General features: G+C 71.6%; 18 protein-coding genes. 7 read left to right on the top strand and 11 right to left on the bottom strand.

Going from position 1 to position 24,006, the window contains the following annotated elements:
* Nucleotides 1–291: 291 nt before the first annotated feature.
* The 3 genes from GGD89_RS09450 to GGD89_RS09460 are packed head-to-tail and all read left to right on the top strand — an operon-like array spanning nucleotide 292 to nucleotide 3,305.
* Nucleotides 292–1,458 carry a Re/Si-specific NAD(P)(+) transhydrogenase subunit alpha gene (locus tag GGD89_RS09450; protein ID WP_184044493.1) on the top strand — a complete coding sequence of 389 codons (1,167 nt, stop codon included), beginning with the start codon at nucleotides 292–294 and terminating at the stop codon, nucleotides 1,456–1,458.
* A 14-nt stretch (nucleotides 1,459–1,472) separates the two neighbouring features.
* Complete coding sequence (locus GGD89_RS09455) at nucleotides 1,473–1,901, top strand: NAD(P) transhydrogenase subunit alpha part 2 (protein WP_184044495.1); 429 nt, start codon at nucleotides 1,473–1,475, stop codon at nucleotides 1,899–1,901.
* A 12-nt stretch (nucleotides 1,902–1,913) separates the two neighbouring features.
* On the top strand, nucleotides 1,914–3,305 hold the full coding sequence (locus tag GGD89_RS09460; RefSeq protein WP_184044497.1) for an NAD(P)(+) transhydrogenase (Re/Si-specific) subunit beta: 1,392 nt from the start codon (nucleotides 1,914–1,916) through the stop codon (nucleotides 3,303–3,305).
* Nucleotides 3,306–3,399: 94 nt separating this feature from the next.
* On the opposite strand, the gene GGD89_RS09465 is transcribed toward GGD89_RS09460, so the two are convergent.
* Genes GGD89_RS09465 through GGD89_RS09480 form a run of 4 tightly spaced genes read right to left on the bottom strand, consistent with a single transcriptional unit; the run spans nucleotide 3,400 to nucleotide 4,926 of the window.
* A complete protein-coding gene (locus GGD89_RS09465; RefSeq protein WP_184044499.1) occupies nucleotides 3,400–3,633 on the bottom strand; it encodes a hypothetical protein in 234 nt (77 codons plus the stop codon).
* Nucleotides 3,599–3,952 (bottom strand): hypothetical protein, encoded by a 354-nt coding sequence (locus GGD89_RS09470; RefSeq protein WP_184044501.1) that lies wholly within the window; start codon nucleotides 3,950–3,952, stop codon nucleotides 3,599–3,601. The genes GGD89_RS09465 and GGD89_RS09470 overlap by 35 nt, the downstream gene beginning before the upstream one ends.
* Nucleotides 3,949–4,599, bottom strand: a complete 651-nt coding sequence (locus GGD89_RS09475) for a YcbK family protein (RefSeq protein WP_184044503.1) — start codon at nucleotides 4,597–4,599, stop codon at nucleotides 3,949–3,951. Before GGD89_RS09475 ends, GGD89_RS09470 begins: the two co-directional genes overlap by 4 nt.
* The gene (locus tag GGD89_RS09480; RefSeq protein ID WP_184044505.1) at nucleotides 4,600–4,926 is read right to left on the bottom strand and encodes a phage holin family protein; all 327 of its coding nucleotides are present in this window, start codon (nucleotides 4,924–4,926) and stop codon (nucleotides 4,600–4,602) included. It lies immediately after the preceding gene.
* Nucleotides 4,927–5,093: 167 nt separating this feature from the next.
* Here GGD89_RS09480 and GGD89_RS09485 point away from each other — a divergent pair, with 167 nt between their 5' ends.
* A complete protein-coding gene (locus GGD89_RS09485; RefSeq protein ID WP_184044507.1) occupies nucleotides 5,094–5,366 on the top strand; it encodes a hypothetical protein in 273 nt (90 codons plus the stop codon).
* A 29-nt stretch (nucleotides 5,367–5,395) separates the two neighbouring features.
* Here the strand turns inward: GGD89_RS09485 and GGD89_RS19735 are convergent, their stop codons facing one another.
* The 4 genes from GGD89_RS19735 to GGD89_RS09530 are packed head-to-tail and all read right to left on the bottom strand — an operon-like array spanning nucleotide 5,396 to nucleotide 19,116.
* The gene (locus GGD89_RS19735; protein ID WP_221238394.1) at nucleotides 5,396–14,074 is read right to left on the bottom strand and encodes a PLxRFG domain-containing protein; all 8,679 of its coding nucleotides are present in this window, start codon (nucleotides 14,072–14,074) and stop codon (nucleotides 5,396–5,398) included.
* Nucleotides 14,074–15,855, bottom strand: a complete 1,782-nt coding sequence (locus GGD89_RS09520; protein WP_184044509.1) for a hypothetical protein — start codon at nucleotides 15,853–15,855, stop codon at nucleotides 14,074–14,076. The genes GGD89_RS19735 and GGD89_RS09520 overlap by 1 nt, the downstream gene beginning before the upstream one ends.
* A gap of 3 nt (nucleotides 15,856–15,858) precedes the next feature.
* A complete protein-coding gene (locus GGD89_RS09525) occupies nucleotides 15,859–17,103 on the bottom strand; it encodes a hypothetical protein (protein ID WP_184044511.1) in 1,245 nt (414 codons plus the stop codon).
* Nucleotides 17,104–17,118: 15 nt separating this feature from the next.
* Nucleotides 17,119–19,116, bottom strand: a complete 1,998-nt coding sequence (locus GGD89_RS09530; protein ID WP_184044513.1) for a hypothetical protein — start codon at nucleotides 19,114–19,116, stop codon at nucleotides 17,119–17,121.
* Between the two features lie 427 nt (nucleotides 19,117–19,543).
* Here GGD89_RS09530 and GGD89_RS09535 point away from each other — a divergent pair, with 427 nt between their 5' ends.
* The 3 genes from GGD89_RS09535 (at nucleotide 19,544) to GGD89_RS09545 (ending at nucleotide 20,354) form a co-directional block, all read left to right on the top strand.
* Nucleotides 19,544–19,852, top strand: coding sequence for a hypothetical protein (locus GGD89_RS09535; RefSeq protein WP_184044515.1), 309 nt, complete (start codon nucleotides 19,544–19,546; stop codon nucleotides 19,850–19,852).
* 74 nt (nucleotides 19,853–19,926) lie between these two features.
* A complete protein-coding gene (locus GGD89_RS09540) occupies nucleotides 19,927–20,169 on the top strand; it encodes a DUF4258 domain-containing protein (RefSeq protein WP_184044517.1) in 243 nt (80 codons plus the stop codon).
* Entirely contained in the window at nucleotides 20,166–20,354 is a 189-nt protein-coding gene (locus GGD89_RS09545; protein ID WP_184044519.1) for a DUF2283 domain-containing protein, read from the top strand. Before GGD89_RS09540 ends, GGD89_RS09545 begins: the two co-directional genes overlap by 4 nt.
* 15 nt (nucleotides 20,355–20,369) lie before the next feature.
* Here GGD89_RS09545 and GGD89_RS09550 read toward each other — a convergent pair whose 3' ends face one another.
* From GGD89_RS09550 to GGD89_RS09560, 3 genes are read right to left on the bottom strand one after another with little or no spacing between them, the layout of a single operon-like run.
* Nucleotides 20,370–20,660: a hypothetical protein gene (locus GGD89_RS09550; RefSeq protein ID WP_184044521.1), complete on the bottom strand. Its 291-nt coding sequence runs from the start codon at nucleotides 20,658–20,660 to the stop codon at nucleotides 20,370–20,372.
* Between the two features lie 2 nt (nucleotides 20,661–20,662).
* Complete coding sequence (locus tag GGD89_RS09555; protein ID WP_184044523.1) at nucleotides 20,663–22,129, bottom strand: hypothetical protein; 1,467 nt, start codon at nucleotides 22,127–22,129, stop codon at nucleotides 20,663–20,665.
* Nucleotides 22,099–24,003, bottom strand: coding sequence for a right-handed parallel beta-helix repeat-containing protein (locus GGD89_RS09560; RefSeq protein ID WP_184044525.1), 1,905 nt, complete (start codon nucleotides 24,001–24,003; stop codon nucleotides 22,099–22,101). The genes GGD89_RS09555 and GGD89_RS09560 overlap by 31 nt, the downstream gene beginning before the upstream one ends.
* Nucleotides 24,004–24,006: the final 3 nt, after the last annotated feature.

Consider the following 24,006-nt stretch of genomic DNA (forward strand, 5'->3'; position numbering starts at 1 on the left):
CGCCGGCCCCGGCGCCGTGTTGCCATCTCCCGAGCCGGATCCATATCCGTAAGCGGGACAGGGGCGCCGCGAGGCTCCCGCCCGCCTGTTGTGTACCGATGACCGATGAGCATGTCTCATCGGTTTTGCTTGGGTCCGTCCCTGGAGCCTTGCTCCGGCCCATGCCGTCTCCGCCCCGCCACGGCGCGCGTCCCGGGAGGGCCGGCCGGGGGGCTGGGCTGGTCCCGCACACATCAACGGCCATGTTCCGTGTCCGTTGGTCATATGTTGATCGATCGAGGGTCACAATCCATGAAACTCGCCGTACCGAAGGAACGCCGCAGCGATGAATGCCGCGTGGCGATCTCGCCCGAGGTCGTCAAGAAGCTGGTCGGCCTGGGTGTCGAGGTGGTGGTGGAACAGGGCGCCGGCCTCGGCGCCGATGTCACCGACGCCATGCTGACCGAGGTGGGCGCCAAGATCGCGCCGGATGCCGCCGCCGCCCTGGGCGACGCCGACGTGGTCTGGAAGATCCAGCGCCCGATGATGGCCGACGAGACCGCCGAGGAGGGGGCCGACGAGATCGCCCTCATGAAGAAGGGCGCTCTGCTGTTCTGTCATCTGAACGCCCTGACCCAGAAGCCCACGGTCGAGGCCCTGGCCAAGGCCGGCGTCACCGCCTTCGCCATGGAACTGATGCCGCGCATCAGCCGGGCGCAGTCGATGGACATTCTGTCGTCGCAGGCCAACCTGGGCGGCTACAAGGCGGTGATCGAGGCGGCCAACGCCTTCGCGCGCGCCTTCCCCATGATGATGACCGCCGCCGGCACCGTGCCGCCCGCGCGCGTGCTGGTGTTCGGCGCCGGCGTCGCCGGCCTTCAGGCCGTCGCCACCGCCAAGCGCATGGGCGCCGCCGTCCAGGCCACCGACGTCCGCCCCGCGACCCGCGAACAGGTGGAAAGCCTGGGTGGCAAGTTCGTGACCGTCGACGAGGAGATGGAGAAGCAGGCGGAGACCGAGGGCGGATACGCCAAGGAAATGCCGCCGGAGTACTTCGAAAAGCAGAAGCAGGTCATCTCCGAGGTCCTGAAAAAGACCGACATCGTCATCACCACCGCCCTGATCCCCGGCCGCCCGGCGCCCAAGCTGGTCACCGCCGAGCAGGTCCGCAGCATGAAGAAGGGCTCGGTGATCGTGGACATGGCGGTCGAGGCTGGCGGCAACTGCGAGCTGTCGGAACTGGGCAAGACCGTCGAGGTGGAGGGCGTCAAGATCATCGGCTACCCCAACCTGCCGACGCGCGTGGCCGCCGATGCGAGCCCGCTGTTCGCCAAGAACCTGCTGAACTTCTTCACCCCCATGGTCGACAAGGAGTCCAAGGGACTCAAGTTGAACTGGGACGACGAGACCATCAAGGGCACCTGCGTCTGTCACGACGGCACGGTGGTCCATCCGGCCCTCGCCGGCGGTTCGAACTAGGGAGAGGGACCCTCATGGCAACGCAAAACGAGACCATCGCGTCCCAGGCCGGCGCGCTCGCCGAGCAGGCCGGCGCCCTGGCCCAGAACGCCCAGGCCCTGGCCGACCAGATGGCGGGCTCGGCGATGGGGGCCGCGGCCGCCGCGGGCGGCGGTCACGCCGGCGAGTTCTGGTGGCTGTTCACCGTGTTCGTGCTGGCCTGCTTCATCGGCTTCTATGTCGTCTGGAGCGTCACCCCGGCGCTGCACTCGCCGCTGATGGGCGTGACCAACGCGATTTCCTCCGTGATCATCGTCGGCGCCCTGATCGCCGCCGGGCCCGCCGATTTCACCAGCGCGAGCTGGCTGGGGCTCGGCGCCGTGCTGCTGGCATCGATCAACATCTTCGGTGGCTTCATCGTCACGGAACGCATGCTCGCCATGTTCAAGAAGAAGAAGAGCTAGGGAGGGCGAGACATGGGATTCGGTCTGACAATGATGGCCTATCTGGTCGCCGCGGTGTGCTTCATCCTGGCGCTCAGGGGCCTCTCCTCTCCCACCAGCGCGCGACAGGGCAACCTGTTCGGCATGATCGGCATGGGCATCGCCGTGCTGACGACGCTGATCGCGCCGAACGTGGTGAACTACCTGCCCATGGCGCTGGCCGTGGCGATTGGCGGCGGCGTGGGCGCGGTCGTGGCGCGAAAGGTGAAGATGACCGCGTTGCCGCAGTTGGTGGCCGCCTTCCACTCGCTGGTCGGCATGGCCGCCGTGCTGGTGGCCTGGGCGGCGCTGCTGACGCCGGAGAACTACGGCATCGGGACCGTGGGCTCGCTGCCCGTGGCCAGCATGATCGAGATGTCGCTGGGCCTGGCCATCGGTGCCATCACGTTCTCGGGCTCGGTGGTGGCCTTCGCCAAGCTGCAGGGGCTGGTCTCGGGCTCGCCGGTGACCTTCACCGGACAGCACAAGCTGAACGCCGCTCTCGGCATCGCCATGCTGGTGCTGCTGGTGATCTTCTGCGCGACGGAAAGCTATACGGTCTTCCTGCTGCTCACCGCGTTGGCCTTCGCGCTGGGCTTCCTGCTCATCATCCCCATCGGCGGCGCCGACATGCCGGTGGTCATCTCGATGCTCAACAGCTACTCCGGCTGGGCGGCGGCGGGCATCGGCTTCACGCTGGGTAACCCGCTGCTGATCGTGGCCGGCGCGCTGGTGGGCTCCTCGGGCGCGATCCTGTCCTACATCATGTGCAAGGGCATGAACCGCTCGATCTTCAACGTGATCCTGGGCGGCTTCGGCGGCGACAGCGCGGCGGCGGCGGCCGGTCCCGGTGGCGACAAGGCGGTCAAGCCGGGCAGCGCCGACGACGCCAGCTTCATTATGTCGAACGCCTCCAAGGTCATCATCGTGCCGGGCTATGGCATGGCGGTGGCCCAGGCCCAGCATGCCCTGCGCGAGATGGCCGACAAGCTGAAGGCCGAGGGCATCGAGGTGAAGTACGCCATCCACCCGGTGGCGGGCCGCATGCCGGGGCACATGAACGTGCTGCTGGCCGAGGCGAACGTGCCCTATGACGAGGTGTTCGAACTGGAGGACATCAACAGCGAGTTCTCCACCGCCGACGTGGCCTATGTCATCGGGGCGAACGATGTCACCAACCCGTCGGCCAAGACGGACCCGTCGAGCCCGATCTACGGCATGCCGATCCTGGACGTGGAAAACGCCAAGACGGTGCTGTTCGTGAAGCGCTCCATGGCGTCCGGCTATGCCGGCGTGGACAACCCGTTGTTCTTCAAGGACAATACAATGATGCTCTTCGGCGACGCCAAGAAGATGACCGAAGAGATCGTGCAAGCCCTGGAGTAGGCCGCATTCCTAGCCTTTTGGCGCCAACGGCGGCCATGTTCTGCCAGAACGGACACTGAACATGGCCGCCGTTGCGCCCAAATTGCGCCCAAGGTCAGCGGGCTTCTGAGGCCCGATTTTCCAGGGATCGAATCTCCCCCATCCTGGCCCGGCACACGTCGCCGGCGGCGCGTTCCTCGGCCAGGGCGATGGTCAGGGTGACCATGTCGATCGGGTCGGGCCGGGCGGCTCCCTCGGGGCAGGTCAGCAGGGCGTCGGGGATGGCCGGGCAGACGCAGGGCGCCGGCGCCGGGTCACTCGGCCGGTGGCCACAGGCGGTCAACAGCATCGCGCACAGCACGAGGCACGGGGCAGTCGGGCGCGGTCGCATGGCGCAGGTCCTCCAGGATGGTGGCTGACCGCGCCACCAGCCGCGCGGTCTGGGCATGGGCGCGGGCCAGGGCGTCCACCACGGCCTGGTGATGCGCCTCGGATTCGGCCAGCGCCGTGTCGGAGGCGTCCACGGAGGCCCGAAGCGCGACCGCCTCGGCGGCCAACCGGTCCCGCTCGGCGACCGTCGCGGCGATCCACCAGCCCCCGCCGGCCGCCGCCAGCAGCACGGCACCGACGGCCAGAACGGGTCCCAGGCGCAGGACGGCGCCGATCACCGGGCGCGTTCCGTCAGCCAGCCCAGGCGCCAGGCCGCGGCCACACCCGCCGCGACCAGCAGGATCAGCGCGACCACCGCGACCCTGGCCGCGTCGCCGTCAAAGGTCTCCAGCACCGCGCCGGCGCCTGTCGCCACGGCGGTGGCGCCGCCGCCCACCGCCGTCGTCACCCGGGCGGGGGCCGGTCGGGTCGCCTCTGGCGGGAATCGCGTTGCGTCTTCCGCGTGCACGACCGGCCGGGGCGGGAACGGCGCGCCCCATGTGCGCGGCGGGCCGAGGTCGATGTGCACGAAGGTCTGCTTCGGGTACCAGGCCGCCGCCTGGAAGCCGACGCCCAGGGCGGCGTCGCGCAGCACGGTCGGGTGGTGGTTCCCGGTGGCGATGTCGAAGGCGGTGCCCTCCCGGTGCTTGGAGCGCCGCGCGCCGCCCACCCGGCGGTTGTGGGTCTCGGACCGGTAGGCGCTGGTGAGGATCAGCGGCGCGTGGCCCAGCGCCTCGCGCAGCGCCTCCAGGGCGTCCAGGGCCTGGGGATGGACCAGCAGTTCACCGGTCCCCCGGCAGGCGATCTCGGCCGGCGAGAAATGCGGCCAGCGCCAGGCCCCGGCCGGGACGTCGCGCCAGTGGGCGTACAGCGTGGGCGTGTCCATTCACCGGTCCTCCGGGTAGTAGTGGTCGAGGATGCGGGCGAGCGTGGTCTCGATGCCGCGCGGCCCCAGCAGGGACAGCACGCCGACCAGCGCCGCCGCGAGCGGGCTGGTGAGGCCGGCGCCGAGCCATTCGGCGGCGCCGGCGCCCAGCACCGCGCACAGGGCGGCCGTCGGCAGTTCCCACATCAGCGACCAGGACAGCAGCCGCCGCTGCCCCAGCGACACCAGCCGATGGTGGTGCAGGAGACGCGCCAGGCCGGCGACCAGCGCCAGCCAGGCCCCGGGGATCAGCATCTCCACAAAGGTCGGGGGCGGCTGGTCGGACATGGGCGGGGTCTTCGGGCCGTGGGTACGGGGGGGGACTCCCGTCACGCTACGCCGTGTCCCGTCGCGCTCACCGGCTTATCGCGCGCCGGTCCTCCTCCCGCTTGACTCCTCGCCGGGGGACTCGCGTAATGAACACTCTTGGGGCGCATATCTGAGGGGAAAAAACCATGGGACGCACCTTGCTTGCCGCCGTCACCCTGAGCGCGGTGCTTGCGGCGGCGCCGGCCTTTGCGGACTCGATCTACGTCGAGGGGTACACCCGAAGCGACGGCACCTACGTGGCGCCCCATTACCGGTCCGCGCCGGACAGAACGCCCTACAACAACTGGTCCACGCGAGGGAACGTCAACCCGTACACGGGACAGGCCGGGACCCGGTCTCCCTACCCGGACCTCTACCGGCCATACCAATCGCCCCGGCCTTCCGGGGTGCAGCGGTAACGCGCGGACCGGCCTTTCGGGCGCCGGGCCTACCGTGGGAACGTCTCCTGGATGCGCCGCATCTCCGGCCGCGCGGCCCGGGGGGCGGTCGCCGTCAAGGCGTCCGAGGCGCCGAGCATCTCGCGCAGGACCATGTGCCGCAGGGCCGGCCGGGTCAGCCGGATCTGCATCCAGGGACGGTCGGCATGGGCCGTGTTCCAGGCTTCGATCTCGGCCAGGGCGGCGCGCTCGGCCTCGCGGTCCCGGTCCACGACCGCCCGCACCAGGCGCTGGCGCAGCGCGCGCCCGGCCTCGCCGGCCTTCTCCAGGCGGTGCTGGGACCCGAGGATATCGATCTCGCGGGCCAGATGGGCGGACTGGAAGCCGAGCGCCCGGGTCGCCGTGTCCCAGGGCGTGATCTCCTCCTCTGACAGCAGCAGGTCGCCGCGCCGGGTGCGGTATCCTTCCTGTCCACGGACCAGGGCCTTGGAGACGTTGCCGGCCCCCGCCGAGCCCACGTAGGGCGCCAGGGTGACGGCGGCGTTCACCCAGCGGCCATAGCTGGCCTCGTTGAAGGCATGCACGAGGTTGCTGGCCGTCGATCCGCTTACGCCGAGAACCGGCGCCCACATGTCGAAGAGGGTTTGCGTGGGACGTTGCTCGAAGGGGATCGGCAGGATGTCGCCCATGCCGACGCGCGGGCCGAAGTCCACGCCGAGGAGGGGCCGGGTCGCGCCGGTGCGCAGCACCTCGCCCCAGGTGGGGCCGAAGGTGTCGGTGAACCAGGCGCGGCTGTCCGGGGCGATGCCGAGCGCGCGCAGGATCTCGTCGAGGTCCTCCACGAACGGCAGGCCCATCACCCCGCTCAGCAGCAGAAGCGCTATCAGGTTCATCCCCAGCGCGGCCCGGCCGCGCGGCCCGTAGCGGGTCGCCAGGCGCCACTGGAACTGCAACGCGTGCAGCGTGAACGCCTTGAACTGGAACACCAGCGCGCCGACCCCCCGCAGGGCGGGCGCCCGGTTGGCCTTGCCGAGGATGAACTGGGTCTGCTCGGTCACCCACTGGGCCAGGTCCACCGCGCTCAGGTAGCCGATCTCGGCCGAGAAGCGCCGGTCCACCGTCTTGCCGGAGGGCAGACGCACCGTGTACGCCCCGTGATCGGTGACCGGTCGCCCGTTTTTCAGCGGCGCCGGCAGGGTGGCCGGCGGGGTGTAGGTGTAGCGCCCGTCGGACGCGAGCCGGAGCGTCCCGCCCCGCGCCGTGCGCACTGTCGTCGGCTGGCCGCTGTTCGACCGGCCGTCCACGGTCTGGCCCCGGTCTTTCTGATCCTGGTCGAGGACCGACCCGGTGACCGGGTCGCCGCCTTCCCGGGCCAGGACCATCGCGGTCTGTCCCGTCTTGCGCAGGCGCTCGTGGAACAGGGCGTCGTTTTTGAACATGTCCTGGGCGGCGGCGCGCACCTTGGCGTCCCGGGCCAGATCCAGGGTGGCGAGGACGGTGACCAGGCGGTTCCACTGCTCGGTGGCGCTGAACAGGGCGGCGGCGGCCTCGCCCGCGTTGCGGACCTTTTCGGCTGCGCCCCGGGCCGCCGAGGCGCGGCGTCCGGCCGCGACGCCCTGCTGCTCCAGGCTGACCTGGGGCACCAGGGCCCCCTTCTCGACCAGGCGCATCACCGGGTCGCGCAGGTGACCCGGCAGGGCGTCGTAGTCCAGCTCGATCCATTTGGCGTTGGCCCGGAGGCGCACCACCCGGGTCGCGAGGGCGGCGGCGCGCGTCAGGGCGCGGCCGGCGCGCGCCGGGTTGGACAGCGCCGACAGGACCGGGCCGGTGAACACGACGACCTGGGTGGTGTTGAGCGCGGCGGAGGACGGGTTGCCGCCCAGATAGGCGAAGAAATTGAAGGCGCGGATGCGCCCCCATTCCTCGACGGGGTCGAACAGGTAGTCCCGGTAGGCGTGGGCCGCCCGCTTCAGGTCGGGCTGGGTGTTCGGAATCCGCGAGATCGCCCGCGTCATCTCCGGCATGGTCTCCCGCCGGGCCAGGTGCCCGGACAGTCCGACCACGTAATCGGCCAGGGATCGCGCGAAGTCCTGCGTGTAGCCGGCGGTGCCCTTGCTGTCGATAAAGTGCTTCTTGAAGCCGGCCCGGGACAGTTCGCCCTGGGCCGCCTCGACGACCTGCTGCACGGTCTCGGGGTCCACGCCGCCCTTGCGGGCGAAGGCGGCGATGGCGCCCAGGTCCAGCACGTCGTCGCGGAACGCCTCCTCCGTGGGCAGCTTGCGCGGCGGCAGAACCCGGACGCCGGGGTCTTGGGCGTGCGCCGCCCGCAGTTCCCGCGCGATCCGGGCCGCCTCCGTCCGGCCTTCGGCCTTGTGGAACGCCACCACCTCCCGGCCCCGCGCCGCCGGGCGGATCACGGCGACACCCCAGTCGCCGTAGCGGCTGAAGGGCACGTAGCCCTCGCGGTCGGCCTGGGCGAGGATGCCCAGCACATCGGCGATCTCCCGCAGGGTCTCCGGGCGCAGGTCGGGAAACGCGCCGTCGGCGTCCGGCCGCGCCAGGGTGGTCGGATCGGCGCCCGCGTCCACCCGGTTGGCCATGTCGTGGAAGGCGGCGGGGGTGGCCGGGTCGCCCGGGCGCCCGAAGCCCTGCTGGGTCAGATAGGCCGTCCGGTACAGCGCCAGCGCCGCGCGCATGGCCTGGCGCACGGCCCGGTACTGCCGGGCCTGATCCTGGCTGAGGGTGATCCTCTCGCCCGGCTTCAGCAGGGCGCGGCGGGTGTTGGGAAGGGCGCGGTCGAGGTCGTTGACGACCGTGATCACCGGGTCCCCGGAGAAGTCCCGGCCCTTCAGCCGCCCCATCTCCAGCACCGCGTTGACCGCCCGCTGGTCCCGGGGGCTGGCCTCGGCATAGGGCCGCAGGTGGTCGCCCAGCGCGCGGGCGATCGTCTCGCGGGTCTCGATGAAGCGCATGCCCTGGTGGAACACCGGCGCGAACGCCGGCCGCCCGGAGGCCACGTGGTTAGGGAATATGAACGAGCCTCGTAGCCATTGGGTGATTTTTATGCCGTCGGGGTCCGACAGGCGCGTCCCCTGGATCCAGTCCTCGGTGGCGGCGCGCACCCGCTCGGCCGGCGGCGGCAGATGGGCGTCCCGGAGCGCGGTCAGGGTGCGGTCGAGGGCCGCGCCCAGGCGCCGCGACTCGGCGGGGGTATCGCGGTCGTTTTCGTTGCGGTTCGACGGCGTTGGCGCGATACTGTCCGGGTGAGTGGCGGCGGAGCGAGCTGTGTCACCTCCGCCAGGAAGTTCGGCAGTGTCCGTCGTCGTGCCGGCGCCACTCCTTCTTTTCTCATACGCCGTCAGCAGCCACGTCTTGGCGCGACCGTCCCACTCAAGGCGGACGGTCGCCATGTGGTGTGTCGACGCCAGCCGGACACGGTTGGGGCTGCGGCTGACCACCTTGGTCTCGCTCAGGATGCCCTGGAGATTATCCAGGACCTCCGGGTGGAAGCGCACCAGCTTGGCCAGGCCGTAGCCGTCACTGGCGCCGGTCCCCGCCTTTCCCCACACAAGATCGATATCGCCGATTTCGGGGTGGTGCAGCGCGGCGACCGCTTCTCCGCTTTGCTCCTGAATCAGGCGGGCGATGGCACCCTTGGCGTCGTGGCGGAACTCCGTGAAGATGGGGCCGAACGGGCCGATGGGGCGCCGCGACTCGGCGGGGGTATCGCGGTCGTTTTCGTTGCGGTTCGACGGCGTTGGCGCGATACTGTCCGGGTGAGTGGCGGCGGAGCGAGCTGTGTCACCTCCGCCAGGAAGTTCGGCAGTGTCCATCGTCGTGCCGGCGCCACTCCCCCTTCTCTCGTAAGCCGTCAGCAGCCACGTCTTCTCTCTGTCGAAGTACTGCAGCGAGACGACGGCGGTGTGGTGTGTCGACGCCAGCCGGACACGGTTGGGGCTGCGGCTGACCACCTTGGTCTCGCTCAGGATGCCCTGGAGATTATCCAGGACCTCCGGGTGGAAGCGCACCAGCTTGGCCAGGCCGTAGCCGTCACTGGCGCCGGTCCCCGCCTTTCCCCACACAAGATCGATATCGCCGATTTCGGGGTGGTGCAGCGCGGCGACCGCTTCTCCGCTTTGCTCCTGAATCAGGCGGGCGATGGCACCCTTGGCGTCGTGGCGGAACTCCGTGAAGATGGGGCCGAACGGGCCGATGGGGCGCCGCGACTCGGCGGGGGTATCGCGGTCGTTTTCGTTGCGGTTCGACGGCGTTGGCGCGATACTGTCCGGGTGAGCGCCGGGGCTGGCAACCATCCCAAGCGGCGGGTAACCAAGGGTTCGTCCCTCGTCCCCCGAGGCCCTGGACGTCTCGGCACCCCCGGCGCCACTCAGGGTCGCGGGGTGTGTTTCAAGCAGGAGCAGATTGACCGACTGTTCCGGTGGCGGTATTCTTCGAGACGAGGCGTTGTCCTCGGAAGCCCCCTTCGGCCCGGGTCTCTTCAATCCCGGATCACTGGAGGGGGCCTCTGTATAGAGGTCATAGTAAAGTGTGCCATCCGTTCGCTCTTCGACGAGCAGCCGGACCCGGGTTGTTTCGGACCCAATCGCAACGCCTCCTTCATATCGATGGTACCCGCGTACATCCGGTTTGATTTCCGGCTTCCTGTTCTCGGAAAAGCCCGCGTATTCGCCCGACTCCAGCACTGTGACGATGGCGGGGACGTATCGCGCCGTCGTGGGCGAAAGCTGGTGTACAGTCTTTTTACGCCCTCGGGCCGTCAGGCGGATTGGGCGACCGTCCGAGGCCGTGACCACCCGGCCCTGAAGGTGGGCGCGGTACCACGCGTCGGCGGCGCGCCGCCAGGCCTGGGCATCGTCGCCATGAACGCCCAACTCATCGCCGCGCAGGGTCGCGACCAAGGGGGCAGGCTGGGGGGCGGGGGGCGCGGACGCGTCCATCCTCGTGCCGGCGTCGCGCACCGGTCCCCGCCCCCGCAGCGCGCCGGCGTCGATCCGGCGGAAGACGTCCTCGGCGGTCACGGGGCGCTGGAAAACCGTCTGGAACGCGGCGCGGATCTGTTCGAGCACGCGCCGGATGACGTTGAAGGCCCGCCGCGCCAGGGCGTGACGCGGCGCCGGCGTCTGCTTCTCCGCCCAGGCGCGATACTCGTCGGCGACGGCCTCTTCCAGCCGCCCCTCGAACGACAGGTCCGGATACCGCGCGTCCACCTGGTGCCGGGCGATCCAGTCGCCGGACAGGGCGGCACCCTTCAAGGCTGTCCACTCGGCCCCTTTCAGGAGGCCCAGCTTGCGCAAGGCGTGGATGGCCTCGTGGTTCAGGGTGCCGTGGGCCGCGTCCTCGCCGCGATCCAGGGCCACGGCGATGAGCTTTCGCCAATAGACTCCGTCCCGGGCGCCGCCGCCGATGTCCTCGGCGATGACCACGTCCACGTCGCCAAGCCCCATCTCCCGCAGGCGCGTTCTCAGCGCGCGGCGCAATCGGGCGGCCTGCCCGGTCACGGCGGGGGTGTAGACCAGGGGGGCGGCGCTTCGTCCAGGCACCACCCCAACCGGGCGCACAAAGAGGTTGACGCCGTCCCACGCCGGGGAGATCGTATTGGTTGGGCTGCTTCCTTCCCGAAGCCCAGCTACGTTCGGATCGTCCGAAGCGGCCTTGAAACCCTCCTCCGCTCTGCTGGACTGGGACGGCTCAAGAGTAGAGGGGGGTTTCGTATCTAAATTGTAATACAAGTTGCCGTTTTGGTCTTCTTCGACGAGGACGCTGACCAATAAGGTTGTGTCGCCGCTCCTGACGAGGCCCTCGTACTGATGGTAGCCGCGCACACGTGGCTTTTCTTTGGCTTTCTCATTTCGCACGAACCCCACATAGCGCCCGTGCTTAACGACGTCTTCCACAGCGACGATGTGAAGCGCTTTTTGTAGAGAGAGGCGGTACCTTGTCTCGTTCCGCCCACGCTGCGTAAACTGCACCAAGCGTCCATCGGAGGCTTCAACGGTCCGCCCCTGAAGGTGGGTCCGGTACCAATCCTCCATCGCCTTTCGGCGGTTTTTCAGGCCGCGCAGATCGCCCAGTTCGTCGCCCAGCAGGGACCGGACCAAGGGGGGTGTCTCGCTTCGCCGCGTCTCGGCGGGGGTGTCAGTGAGGCCAGGGTTGAGCGTGGAGGATGCCGCGCCTATACTCTGAGTCAGGCTCTCCTTGCTTGAAGTCTGGATGCCCACTGCGCCCGGCGGGCGGACGGCACCGGTAGCGGGAGAGCCGTCTTTCCCCATCAGGGCCAGGTCGTAGAATAGCCGTCCGTCGGCCGTCTCGCGGACGACAATGTGCGTGGCCCTGACGGCCCCGTCGACACGCACCGAGCCCTGCAGATGGTGCACGGCCTTGATCTCGGGGCGCCCTCGGCGGTCCGGCTGTGGCGGACCCATCCGCTGGGCCGTGCGGATCAGGTCGGGAAGCCGGGTGGCGGCAAGCAAAAGCTCTTCCTGCGCGCCCTGGACTGTGTGCTTGACGCCCATCAAGGGGATGCGGATGTCGCCCAGTTCGCCGTGCCGGACCTTCGTACCGACGTGGGCGCGGATCTTCCGGATCGCGGCGTCGCGCCAGCGGCGACGTGTCTTGAAGGGCCCGATGTCCGCGCTGTTGACCACAACCTCGCGCGGGTTGCGGGACCGCCGGGCCTCGGCGGGCCAGTCCCGCGCGGTCACCTCGGCGTTGAGGCCCGGGCGGACCACCAGGGGCACGCCGGTCTCCTGGCGGACCTCCAGCCAGGGGCGGCCCTGGTCGTCGAGGCCGGCACGGCCGACCTCGCCGGCGAAGGTGTGGCCGCTGGCCATCTCGACGTGGACGTCCGCCACGGTGTCGGGCAGGCCCACGGCGCGCATGGCTTCGGCGCGCATGGCCTCGGGCGGGTCCGCCAGAAAGGCCGGCGGCTCCGCCCCCGTTTGTGTCTCGGGGCGGGTCTCGGGGCGGGCCTCGTCCCGGGCGTCGGCGATCTCCTGCCAGGGCAGCGGTGTATCGTCGCGCAGCGCGTCGCGCTCCATCACCTCGTCCGCCGCCACCTGTGGGTCCATGCCGGCGCCGACCAGGCGGTCCACGGTGGGGCGCAAGGGCGTGGGGACCGGGATCGCCTCGGCCAGGGGTGGGGGCGCGGGCGCAGCCCCCTCGTCCGGGCGGGCGATCGACACCCCCGGCGCGCCCTCGGGCAGCACCAGGACGGCGCCATCCTCGGCCTCGATCCGCAGCAGGCCGTCGTCCAGCGGCGTGACCGCGCCGGTCAGGCGTTCGCCGCTGGGCAGGGTGACGATCCGGCGCCCCGCCGGGCGGCCCTCCGCCTCGGCGACGATCTCGGCGACGGGGCGCTCGGTCTCCAGGACCTGGGTCAGTTCGTCGGCTGGAGGGGTGGGGGCCGGAGCCTCCCCGGGATCCCTCGGGGGCCGGGCCGGCTCCAGGGCCGCGACGGGCACCGGCTCCAGGTCGCCGGTGTCGTCCAGGCGCACCATGGCGTCGCGGCGATCGAGGCTCTCGACCGTGCCGGCCAGGGTCTCGCCGTTCAGCCGCACGGTGACCCGCCCGCCCGGCACCGGGGCGGCCCGCTGCCCGGCCCGCAGGCGGGCGATCTCCTCGGGGGAGACGTCCCCCCAGCCGTCGGGTTGCGGCGGCACCGGCGTTTCGTGGTCCAGGGCGACGTCGACGCGGCCCCCCGGCTCGGGTTTCGGTCCCGGGGGGCGCGGGGGTGGCGCAGGGGGGTCGCCGTCGTCGGGCTGTTCGCCGATGCCCGGGGGCGTGGCCTCCGGATGGGTGAGCACCTGGACGACCCCGGTTCCGGCGCGGACGGCGCCCCCGAACGGTCCGCCGGCCACCGCGCCGGCGGCGCCCCGCTCCAGACTGTCCCAGACATCCCAGGGCTTGCGGGTGCCGACGGTCTCGCCGGCGTACTCGATCTGTTCCTGGGCGAACTCGGTCGCGCCTTCCCTGGCGCCGGCTTTCGCGGCCGCGCCGGGGATGTCCGCCAGGCGCCCCACGGTGTCGTCCAGGCCGAGCACGCCGCGCGCGCCGAAGCGCTCCATCAGCGCGGCGGTCAGCGCGGCGGGCGCCGCTTCCGCGACGTCCCGGGCCCGGACATCCCCGGACCGGCCCTGGTTCTCCGCGCGGGCCGCGCCGATCTCGCCCGATCGGGCCGCGATGTAGCCGGCCGGATTGGCGATCGACGCGATCATGTCCGGGACGGAGACCAGCCCCTGCTCGGTGGCGAAGCCGATCAGGGTCCCGGCCGCATCGAGGACTCCCTCGCTGTTTTTGAGACGGTCCCAGGTGTAGCGGGGCTCGTAGCCCAGATCGACGGCCGCCGCGTCCCGGCCGATGGCCTGGATCGCGGACCCGAGGTTGGGCGCGGCGATCTCTTCCTCGGTCATGGGCACCCCCGGGTTGGCGAGGGTGCCGAGCGGAACGCGCCGTTCCATCGCGTCGCCGAGGTCCTCGACGACGGCACCCACGCCTGTGAGCGCACCGCCCGCGAGGTCGAGCGCTCGCTCGCCGACGCCACGGGCGATGTTTCCGGCCTGGGCCCAAACGCCGGGTCCGTCGGGTTCGGGGGGCTCGGGTGCCGGGTCGATCAGGCCCCGCCGCACCGCCTCGTCGAAGTAGACTTGGTGGCGGGGTGGCAGGATCCCCCGCCGTCCCGCCTCCATCCGGTATTCGGTCTCTGTCGGCATTATCGAAGCCCCGCCCCGCGCAGGATGGCGTCGTCGTCCAGCGCCTCCAGGTCGGACACGTCGCCGGGCACCGGTAGCACCTCCGTGGACAGCGCGCTGGGTCCCATGCGGGCGCGCGCGGCCTCCGGGTCCAGGCCGCGCAGGCGCATCTGCGCGTCGAAGGCGGCGTCGTAGATCCGCCGCCACCCGTCCGGGTCCTCGACATTTCCGAGCGGGTCGCGGGACACGGTGGCGTCGGCCTCCTTGCGGGCCGCGTCCTGCGCCTGGCGCAACAGGTCCGTCTCCCGCGCCGCGCTGGTCGGGGCCGGGGTGGTCGAGGGGGTATATGCGCCGGTGGCCGGATCGAAGGTGCCCAGCACCGGGGCGCCGTCTGGCCCGGCCATGGTCACGGGCCGCAAGGGCTTCGCCTCCGGCGGGCCGAGGGTGTCCCACAGGGCCTTCATGGCGCCCTCGGGGTCGGTGCGCGCCCGCGCCCGGAGCAGGTCCAGCTGTTGGCGCGTCAGCGTTCGGCCTCCCGGCTGCTGCTGTTGCGGTGCTGGTTGCTGCTGCTGTTGCGGGGGCGCCGGCCCGGTGTCCGGAGGCAGCGCGGGGAGCATGGCGGCGGCGGAGAGGGGCTGGAACCCGCGCCCGAACTTGAGTCCGAAGTCGGACAGGCGGGTACCGTTCGCGTCGGCCGGATTGTACCGCCCGTCCGTCTCCAGGAACTTGCGTAGGCCGCCCATGCCCCCCAGGTGGGCCATGGTGACCAGGGCGTTGTCGTTGATCGGGACGCCGCCGACGGTCTGGCCCCGGTACTGGCCGAGCCCGAGGGTGTCGATCTGCCGCAGGATGTCGGTCTCGTGGAGGGTTTGCACGGCTTCCTGGGCATCGGGGTTGGCCAGGTAGTCGGCCAGGGTGCGCACCTTCGGGAAGCCGGGGATGGTGAAGCCCCCGTTCCACGCCCCGTCACCGCTGTAGACGCCCAGATCCTGCAAGCGCGCGGGCGTGTGCTGGTAAAGCCCGGCGGACTTCGTGTCGGATCGCAGGGCGGCCGGGTTGCCGCCGCTCTCGGTGGCGCGCAGGCCGTCCCGCAGCGACGGCAGCGCGGACGGCGTCTCCCCGGGCGCCCCGGGCGCTCCGGGCGATGCTCCCCCGGGCGTCCCCCCGGGCAGGCCGTACCGGGCCGGATCGAACCCGTCCAGGAAGCGGGTCGCGGCGTTGCCGACGGAGCCGGCCCGCTCCAGGGCCTGGGTCGGCGCCAGGCCGTTCAGGCGCGCGGACGCGTAGGCGCGGGTCCACTCCGGGTCCTTGTCGGCGCCGGGGATCTTTGCCGCCTCGGCCATCACGCCGGCCACGGACGGGGTGCGGATCATCCGTTCCATCTGCGGCGTGACCGGGATGCCCTGGGCGCGGGCCAGGTGCAGCGCCCGGTCGGGGCTGCCGGAGGCGGCCATCTCCAGGATCTTGATCTCGGCGGTGTCGGTGGCGTCGGCGGCCGCCATGGCCTCGCGGCCGTGCCCGCCCTCGGCCAGGGCCTGCTGATAGTCCCGCCGCCAGGTGGGCGCCGCGCCGCCGGCCCGGGCCTGGGCCGCCTCCGCCGTGATGCGCCGCAGGCCCTCGGCGCGGTCGTGCGCCTGCTCGGCGCGGGCCAGGACGTCCCGGCGCTGTTGCGCCTGCTCCTGGCGCCGATAGCCCTCCAGCGCCGGGTTCGCCGTGATGAAGCGCAGGCCCTGCGGACCGGGGGCGCGCGGCATGGGATCGCCGTAAGAGCCGCGGGGCAGGCGCGTGGGCGCGACGGCCATGGGTCACGATCCTCCGTAGGCGGCCAGGGCGTTCTTGGCGCCGTTGGCGGTGATGGAGGCCAGGGTGCCCCAGGTGGTGCCGGCCTGCTGGGCGTTGGCCAGCCCGGCCAGGGCCTCGATGTAGCCGGCGTTGGACTTGGCGGAGCCCTGCGCCTGGCCGATGGACTTGGTGGCGTCGGCGCGCAGGCCGGCGTCCGACGTGGCCAGGTCCGCCAGGCGTCCGTAATAGTCCTGGGTCAGGCCGAGCTGACGCAGGCCCATGTTCTGGCGGTTGAGGGCCGTGTCGCTGGCCACGCCCAGGGCGTTGCGCGCGCGGGTGTCGGCGGTGTTGAGCCACGCCGACCCCTGGTTCTGGGCGGTGGCCAGCACGGCATTGCCCATGTTCTGGCTGGCGCCGGTGATGGCCGCCGCCTGCCGGCCGGCGGTCTCCAGCATGTTGGCCGCATGGGCCGCGGCGCTGCGCTCGGCGTTGCCGGCCACGGACCCCGACGCGCCGTAGCCGTAGCGGGCCAGGGTGTCGGTGGCGGCGTCCTGGCGCGCGCGGTTCTGGTCGTACAGGTCGGCGGCCAGCGCCGCCTGGCCCTCGTTGAACGCCGCCACCCCCGCCCGGCCGGCGCCCCGCAGCCCGGAGGCCGCCAGGTTGGCGCGCATGCCGCGCTGGTGGTCCTCCATCAACCGGCGCTGGGACGGGGTCAGGGCCGACGGGTCACCGCCCGCGATGCGCCGCAGGGACCCCAGGGCCTCCCGCCCGGCGTCCTGGTAGGGCGCGAACTGGGCGGCGTAGGCCGCCTGGCCCGCGTCGATGTCCCGCCGCGCGGCGGCCGAACCCAGCCCGTACGTCTCGACCGCGCCGCCGAGGCCGGTGCCGATGGCGTCCAGGTACCGGTCGAGCCCCCCCTCCAGGGTGGCGTGGTAGCCGGTCAGGGCCTCGGTCAGCAGCTGGTCGGAGCGCATCAGGCCGGTGCTGACGGCCATGTCGTAGGCGGTGGCCAGGGAGTCCATCTGCGACAAGCCGCTGCCCCGCGCCTCGTCATAGATGGCGCGGACGTCCTCGTTGCCGGCCAGCAGGTATTCCAGCGCCTCCACCTCGGCGGCGGACAGCAGGTCCGCCGCTTCCTGGGCGCCGGCCGCGTAGTCGGCGGCGGCCTGTTCGTTGGCCTCCCGCGCCTCCGAGTCCCCCCAGAGGGAGATCCCCCCCTCGATGATCGAGGGCAGGACCGACTTGGCGATGTCGCCGAGGATGCTCATGCCGCGTCTCCGCCCCTAGAACCCGTAGCCCTTGGTGCCGCGATAGCGATCGGAGCGGTAGCGCGGCGTGGTGATGACCGGCCCGGGGGAGATGGGCCCGCCGGGGTCGGGCGTGCCGTCGGAATTGCCGTCGGAATTGCCGTCGGGCGTGCCGTCGGAATTGCCGTCGGGATCGGGGTCGGGCTCGGTGGGCAGCGGCATGGGCGGGAAGTAGTCCTTCAGGAACTTGTCCAGGATGTCTTGAATAATAACCCCCGGGTCTTTCTGCGGCGTGGGCTCGGGCTGGGGGGCGGTGTACGCCCGGCCTTCGTCCATGCCGTGCTGCCGGTAATGCGTCCAGGGGTCCATGCCGGACTCGGCCACGTCCCTGTTCTGGTCCAGGTAGGCCTGGGCATCGAAACCGTCGGGGGTTTCGTACAGGGAGCGGCCCTCGCTGGCGCCGTGGAGGGCGTAATGCTCCCTGGCGTCCGAGAACTGGCCGGAGCGAACCGCCGCCGCCACGTCCTGGTTCCGGGACAGATAATGGGCGTCGGTGGAATCCGCGTAGCGGCCCTCGGCGCGGCCGTGGGCGTTGTAGTGGTCCTGGGCGGACGCGAAATCGCCGTTGGCCACGGCCGCCCGGACGTCGGGGTTCTGGGACAGATAGTACTGTTCGTCGAAGAACTCGCGCCGCCCGGTGGCCGGGTTGATGGTCCCGGCGCCGCCCCGGGCACGCAGGCGCCGCTGGGCTTGCGGCCCCAGGTAGGCTAGGGCCGTGTCGCCATAGCGGCCCTGGTCGGCGACGATCCCGGCCAGGCCGGTCTGCTTGGGGGCATCCCACATGGTGACCTCGCTATCTTGCATGGTGTCGGGCCGCACATAGGACGGCAGGATGTAGGCGCGCTCCTCCACGGCGAGCGCGCTGGCGTCGTCGTCGGCGTCTTCGAGGGCCTCCTCGATCATGGCGGCCAGGGGGCGGTCGCGGCCGCTGCCGGCCCCGTCGCCGGAAAAGTCCCGGGTGTTGGAGGTCCGCCCGTCGGCGGAAAAGGCGTCGGGGAGGTCTTCCAGCAGTCCAAGATCGATGTCCGGCCCGAGGGCGGAACCAACGAGGCCGAGTCCCGGAACACCCATGACACCGCCAACGACAGATCCGACCATTCCCACCGGATCGAAGGTCGCACGATGAGCGAGCCCGGTCGGGCCAATTTGAGGATTTATGTCAAGGCCAAACGGGTTTAGGGTGTTAAACACTTCTCTGGCGATAGTTTGTCCAACACTCTCCATCGCCAAGCCAGCAGCAATGCTTTCTTCTGAAGGCAAACCGGCCAATGCGCCTAAGTCGTGCCCCCCCATAAGGGCGGCGGCTTCTGGGTCTGTCGCTGTCAGGGACGCGCCACTGACCTGTCTGGCGCCGCTGGACGTGTTCAGTGTCGAGCCCGCGTCGTCCGTGGCGAGGGAGGATCCCCTCGATCCGCCCGCCCCGCCCGGTCCGCCGGACTTACCGGACTTGCCGGACTTGCCGACGTCGCCGGACCTCCCGGACCTCCCGGAACCCGTCGAGCCCCCCTGGGAGCCGCCGGAGCGCCCGCCATCGGAGCCCTGGGGGCCGTCCGATCCGCCGCCGTCGTTCCCGCCCTTGCGGTCGGACCCCTTGTCGGCGCCCCCCTGGGAACCCCCCTGGGAACCCCCGTCGGATCCGTCGTCGTCGGACCCATCGTCATCGGACCCGGCGTCGAAGAACTCGCGCCGCCCGGTGGCCGGGTTGATGGTCCCGGCGCCGCCCCGGGCGCGCAGGTAGCGCTGGGCCTGGCGGCCGGCATGGATGACGTCGGTGTCGCCCCGGCGCCCGCGCGCCGCCACGGCGCCCCGGTCCAGCACCGCCACCGTGCCGTCCGGCGCCCGCGCCATCGGGTACCCCGAGGCCGCCAGGTCGCCGATCTCGCGCCCGTTGACATGCACCAGATCCGTACCCGGAGGCCCGGCGGTGTCCAGAAGCGCCGCCGCCGCGCGGATCCCGCTGAGTCCCCTGGCCATGCCCGTCTCCCGTTGCCCCTGTCCTGCTGTCCGGGAGCACGGTCGCGCATGTCTCGCCGCGCTCACAGACCGGACCCCGGCGATCCGCGCGCCCTTGATGCGGCGGGACGGATGGTGCATCCTGGGCGTGCAAAAAACGGGAGGGAAGACAATGCGCGCGATTGTGTTGGCGATGATCACGGGATTGGCGGTGGCCGGCTGCCAGACCACCGGGGCGGATGCCCCGCGCTCGTCGGGGCCCGCGGCGGCACTGGACGCACGCACGGGGGGAGTCCTGTGCGACGACGTGCTGGTTCCTGGGTCCCCGGCGTCGGCAGAGTTCCGTGCGACGCGCTTTGCCCCCAGGTGTTCTCCGGTCACCGGACCTGACGGCGAGACGGTCGGCGCTGTGTTCTCGGCCGCGTCTCCGACGGGGGAGGCGACGGTCATGATCTCGCGACTTGTCGTCGCTACACCGGAGCGGCCCGTGCCAAGACGGATGGACGGTATGCGTCGCGTTGACGGGATCGGCACGGCCGCCAGCCTGGCCTCCGGTCCTGTCCTGGGCAAGGCGTACCGAGTCGAGAAAGGGGGCCTTGTTCTCGGCTGCCTGTCCGCCCTCGCGAAGGCTCCGGTTTATACCTCGGGCTGGGCCATGGTTTGTCGCCAACTTCCGCAAGGACAGACCTCCGATGCGGCTGCCCTCGCCATGGCCCGTCGCATCGCGCGCGAAGACTTCCCCTCCATCAATCCCTGACCCACACGGTTCGGCGAAACGGTTCCCCGGTTCGCCAGCGGGACCGGAAGGGTCCGCCAGGGACGGCCTGTACCATGATCCTCTTCTCGGCCCACGCCGAAGCGGCCCTGGCCCGGCGCCGATTGCGGCGGGCCTGGATCGAGTCGGCCATTCTGGAGCCGGACCGCACCGAGCCCGACGCGGGGGCGCCGGAGGTCACGCGATCCTTCAAGACCATCCCGGACTTCGGTGCCCGTGTGCTCCGGGTTGTCCATCGCCCCGACGGCCATGATATCCTCGTGATCACCGCCTTCTTCGATCGGGGAGCCCGGCCATGAAAACCGCGTATGATCCGGAGGTCGATGCGCTCTACGTGAGCCTGTCCGACCGACCCTCTGTGGAGTCGGAGGAAATCTCGCCCGGGGTTGTCTTCGATTTCGATGACGACCACCGGCTTGTCGGCATCGAGCTTCTGAACGCCAGGACCCGGCTGGCCACCGACGCCCTGGTGGCGGCGGAGTAGAGTGCCCCGGGGCGGTCACCCCCGCATGGCGGCGACGATCTCGTTGAGCTTGGCGCGCAGGGTCTGCTGCGCGTCGGCCAGGGCCTGGACGTCGCTCCGGGTCGGGGGGTCGGCGATGGCGGTGGCCGACGCCGCCGGGGTGGCCAGGGGGGCCACCGTGCCGATGGCCTCAAGCCGCTGCACCGGGCCGTCCACGGACAGCACCAGCGCCCGGTAGAGCGCCCACATGTAATCCACCGTGGCGCTGGTGTCGGCGGCGGCGTCGCCGGTCGGCCGGGGCGGCGAGGGAACGGTGGGGGTGGGCATGTCTAGGCCCCGCTTTGATAGATCTGGACGTCGTGCAGCTCCAGGGGGGCGGCGTCGGTCATGGCGATCTCCCACTGCCAGCTGTGGGCCGCGCCCCAGGCCCCCGCGCCGACCACCAGGTCGCGCTGGCCGGCCCGTCCCAGACCGACGCGGCGCCAGGCCGACCAGCCGCGATTGTCGCGGTTGACGCGCAGCGACACCACCGGCTCCGGATCGTTCGGCCCGACCACGCCCCGGCGCAGGCGCAGGCGGCTGTCGCCGACCCGGGTGCGGTGCCCCAGCATGGACCAGTGGCCGGAGCGGTACAGCACCGGCTGCGGGGCGCCGTCGTGGTCCTGGCGCTCCGGGGTCAGTTCGTGGATGGCGCCGTCGTCGCCGCCGACGAACCAGCGTCCCCAGATCGGCAGCAGCGACCAGCCGGGCCAGCGGCCGGGCCGCGAGGCCGCCGCGTCCCACCCGTACAGCGACGCCCAGCGCTGCGCGCGCAGGTCGTACAGCAGGGTCACGCCCCGGGTGTCGTGGGCGTTGCGGGCCCGGGGCGCCTGCAGCAGCAGGAACTTCTGCCCCTCGATCAGCAGTTCGGCGGCCCAGGCGTCGGTCCAGTCGTCGATGCGTTCCAGGAACCGGCCCACGGTGGGGCCGGCGTCCTCGCTGTACTGGCCGCTGAAGCGGGCGAACTCGGCTCGCTGGTTGACGCCGTAGACGCCGTTGTTGGCGCTCACCAGGGTATAGGGGGCCAGCACGCCGTCGCCGATCTGCCAGCGCCGGAAGAAGGGCTGCGAGCCGGAACTGACCGGGTCGAACTGCTCGACGGAGCGCGGGCCGCACAGCAGCAGTTCCGAATAGGGGGTGACGATGGCCGCGTTCAGGTCGTCGGGCTTGCCCTCGGCGCTGAACACGTCGAGCGGGTTCCAGGTGCCGTAGTCCCCCACGGCGGAGTGATAGAAGCGCCCGGAGCGGGGCTCGATGGCCACCAGGTACCCGGCGATGAAACAGACATGGGTGGACTCCGGCGCCGAGCGGGCCAGCAGGTCGGTCTTCTCCCCCGCCAGGCGCACGATCGGTCCGCCGGCGGCGATGACCAGGTCGGTCTCGGTCTTGGCGAAGACCGGCCGCCGGCCGCCGGACACCGGCACCCCGGTGAGATCGGTGACGGCGCCGGTGGCGGAGACGCGCCAGACCTGACCGGACGCGGTGAGGGCGATCAGGTCGCCGCGCCACTCGGTCAGGGTCACGCGCCCGCTCCCGCCGCCCCCGACTCCGCCCCCGACTCCGCCCCCGACCCGGGTGAACGGGCGCAGGCCCGGGAAGCGGCAGACGGCGCCGATCTCGTTGACGTAGGCGTTCTCCAGGGCGGCGTTGGCCCGCCCGCCGGTCAGGGCGGTCTCCGCGACGTTGCGCAGCACCGGCGCATCGAGGGGCAGCCGCTCCCAGGGCATCAGAGCACCACCCGGGTCTCGACGCGCCATTCCACGGCGTCGTCGGCGTCGCCGTCGACCGTGACCTGGATCTCGTGCGCGGAGGCGCCGATGGCCACCCCGCCCCAGGCCGACGCCGTGCCGTTGGTCCGCGCCATGTGCGAGACCTTGGCGCCCATCAGCGCCACGGGGGCGTGGTCCAGGGCGCCGTTGACCTGGGCGGAGCCGCCCGCCCCGTCGCCCGCCCCGCCGCCCGCCTCGCCGCCGACCTCGGCGATGATCTCGTTGTCCTGGAACGCGCCGTCCACGTCGTGGAGGGTGAGCGTGCCCGTGGTCCCGCTTTCGGACACGGCGACGATGGCCGCCGTGGCGCGGGAGTCCGCCCCCTGAAGGGTGGCGCCCACCGAGAACGCCTGCGTCCGGTTGTCGTAGGTCAGGGTGGACCCCGGCCGGCGCGCCGCCTGCTCCAGGTGATAGGCGGCGCACTCGGTGGCGTTGTTGAGCGCGCGCGCCGTGGCCCGGACCTCCAGATGCACCACCTCGCCGGGCTTCAGGGCCAGGGTCCAGGCCACCTCCGGCGTGCCGTCCGTGGTGATGCCCACCACGCCGCCGCGATTGATGTCGCGGAACCGGGTCAGCTTGCGGGGCTCCGATCCCGACACCGTGGCCCCGTACTCGGTGCAGTTCTTCAGGAGAACGTTGTGCGCCGGGGTGGTCATGACGAAGTCCACGCCGACGATCTCGACGCTTTCCAGCACCACGTCCTGGCACAGCCCGTCGAGCGTGACGGCGCCGTCGGCCATGCCGCCGCCGAGCACCCGCAGGGACAGCACCTCCCGGTCCGTCAGCTCTGGGTGGGTGCCGTCGGTGACCGACAGGATGTTGACGTTGCCCTCCCACGCGCAGCGCTCCAGGGTCGTGAACTGGGCGCCGACGAGCTTGATGCCCTCCGGCCCCACGTTGTCGAGGATCTCCACATGGGCCAGCGTGTTGTGGTCCACCGGGCGGTCCACGGCCTCGAACAGGATCGCGGCACCCTGGGTGGTGGTCTCCACCCGGCCGCCGGTCCAGCGCAGGCCGGTGAAGGTGGTGCCGGCGCCGTCGTGGTCCTCCCCCAGGAAGCGCGCGCCGGCGCCGCAGGCGGACAGCACCAGGTCCTCGTAGCGGTGGTCGAACCCGCCCCGGTGGCGCAGCGCCACGTCGAAGCGCCGCAGGCCCACGCGCCGCAGGATCAGGCCGGAGACGCTGTCCGAGACCACGCCGACGCCGCCGGTCACCAGGTTGACGCCGTCCAGCGTCAGGTCGGCGAGCCCGGCCTGGTCGCCGGTCACCGTCACGACGGCGTCGGCAAGCTGGCTCACCAGCACGCTCGCCCCCCGGCCGGCGCCGGTCAGCACCACGCCCTGGGGCACCGACAGGGCGTTGATCCGGTAGGTGCCCGGCGGCACATGCACCGCGCCCGCCCCGCGCGCGGCGGCCACGCCGATCGCCGCCTGCAGGGTGTTCGTGTTGGCGGCGGTGCTGGTCTCGTCCAGCGCGCCGTGGTCCAGGGCGTGGACGATGTCCGCCGCCCGCGCCGCCAGGGCGCGCGCCACGGTGCCGCCGGCGCTGGTGACCAGGGCGCCGGACGCCTCGCCGCCGTCCAGCGACGTCAGCGGCACCCGCTGCACCCCCGTCGGCCCGGCGGGCGTCATGTCGAGATAGTAGTCGTCCACCGTGTACAACGGCACGGCGAACTTGCCGTACTGGGTGCCGTCGGGATCGGTCCTGGGAATGAGGATCTGGGGGTTGGCCGCGGCGGCCGTCAGCGCCTCGTCCATGTAGACGGCGGCGAGGTCCGTCAGGCCGGCCTTGCGGATGTGCACCGCCGCCCCCTGGTAGCCGGCCCGCCAGGTGTCGAACTCGACGATGCGCTGGGCGGGCATGGC

Source organism: Roseospira visakhapatnamensis, from assembly GCF_014197915.1.
GTDB classification, from domain to species: domain Bacteria; phylum Pseudomonadota; class Alphaproteobacteria; order Rhodospirillales; family Rhodospirillaceae; genus Rhodospira; species Rhodospira visakhapatnamensis.

Bases quoted from the DNA above. Each gene is read 5' to 3' on its own strand.
- GGD89_RS09485 (WP_184044507.1), top strand. From the start codon at position 5,094: ATGGGACGCACCTTGCTTGCCGCCGTCACCCTGAGCGCGGTGCTTGCG.
- GGD89_RS19735 (WP_221238394.1), bottom strand. From the start codon at position 14,074: ATGCCGACAGAGACCGAATACCGGATGGAGGCGGGACGGCGGGGGATC.
- GGD89_RS09560 (WP_184044525.1), bottom strand. From the start codon at position 24,003: ATGCCCGCCCAGCGCATCGTCGAGTTCGACACCTGGCGGGCCGGCTAC.
- GGD89_RS09450 (WP_184044493.1), top strand. From the start codon at position 292: ATGAAACTCGCCGTACCGAAGGAACGCCGCAGCGATGAATGCCGCGTG.
- GGD89_RS09550 (WP_184044521.1), bottom strand. From the start codon at position 20,660: ATGCCCACCCCCACCGTTCCCTCGCCGCCCCGGCCGACCGGCGACGCC.
- GGD89_RS09555 (WP_184044523.1), bottom strand. From the start codon at position 22,129: ATGGCGCGTCGAGACCCGGGTGGTGCTCTGATGCCCTGGGAGCGGCTG.
- GGD89_RS09540 (WP_184044517.1), top strand. From the start codon at position 19,927: ATGATCCTCTTCTCGGCCCACGCCGAAGCGGCCCTGGCCCGGCGCCGA.
- GGD89_RS09480 (WP_184044505.1), bottom strand. From the start codon at position 4,926: ATGTCCGACCAGCCGCCCCCGACCTTTGTGGAGATGCTGATCCCCGGG.
- GGD89_RS09545 (WP_184044519.1), top strand. From the start codon at position 20,166: ATGAAAACCGCGTATGATCCGGAGGTCGATGCGCTCTACGTGAGCCTG.
- GGD89_RS09455 (WP_184044495.1), top strand. From the start codon at position 1,473: ATGGCAACGCAAAACGAGACCATCGCGTCCCAGGCCGGCGCGCTCGCC.
- GGD89_RS09525 (WP_184044511.1), bottom strand. From the start codon at position 17,103: ATGAGCATCCTCGGCGACATCGCCAAGTCGGTCCTGCCCTCGATCATC.
- GGD89_RS09460 (WP_184044497.1), top strand. From the start codon at position 1,914: ATGGGATTCGGTCTGACAATGATGGCCTATCTGGTCGCCGCGGTGTGC.
- GGD89_RS09465 (WP_184044499.1), bottom strand. From the start codon at position 3,633: ATGCTGTTGACCGCCTGTGGCCACCGGCCGAGTGACCCGGCGCCGGCG.
- GGD89_RS09535 (WP_184044515.1), top strand. From the start codon at position 19,544: ATGATCTCGCGACTTGTCGTCGCTACACCGGAGCGGCCCGTGCCAAGA.
- GGD89_RS09475 (WP_184044503.1), bottom strand. From the start codon at position 4,599: ATGGACACGCCCACGCTGTACGCCCACTGGCGCGACGTCCCGGCCGGG.
- GGD89_RS09530 (WP_184044513.1), bottom strand. From the start codon at position 19,116: ATGGCCAGGGGACTCAGCGGGATCCGCGCGGCGGCGGCGCTTCTGGAC.
- GGD89_RS09520 (WP_184044509.1), bottom strand. From the start codon at position 15,855: ATGGCCGTCGCGCCCACGCGCCTGCCCCGCGGCTCTTACGGCGATCCC.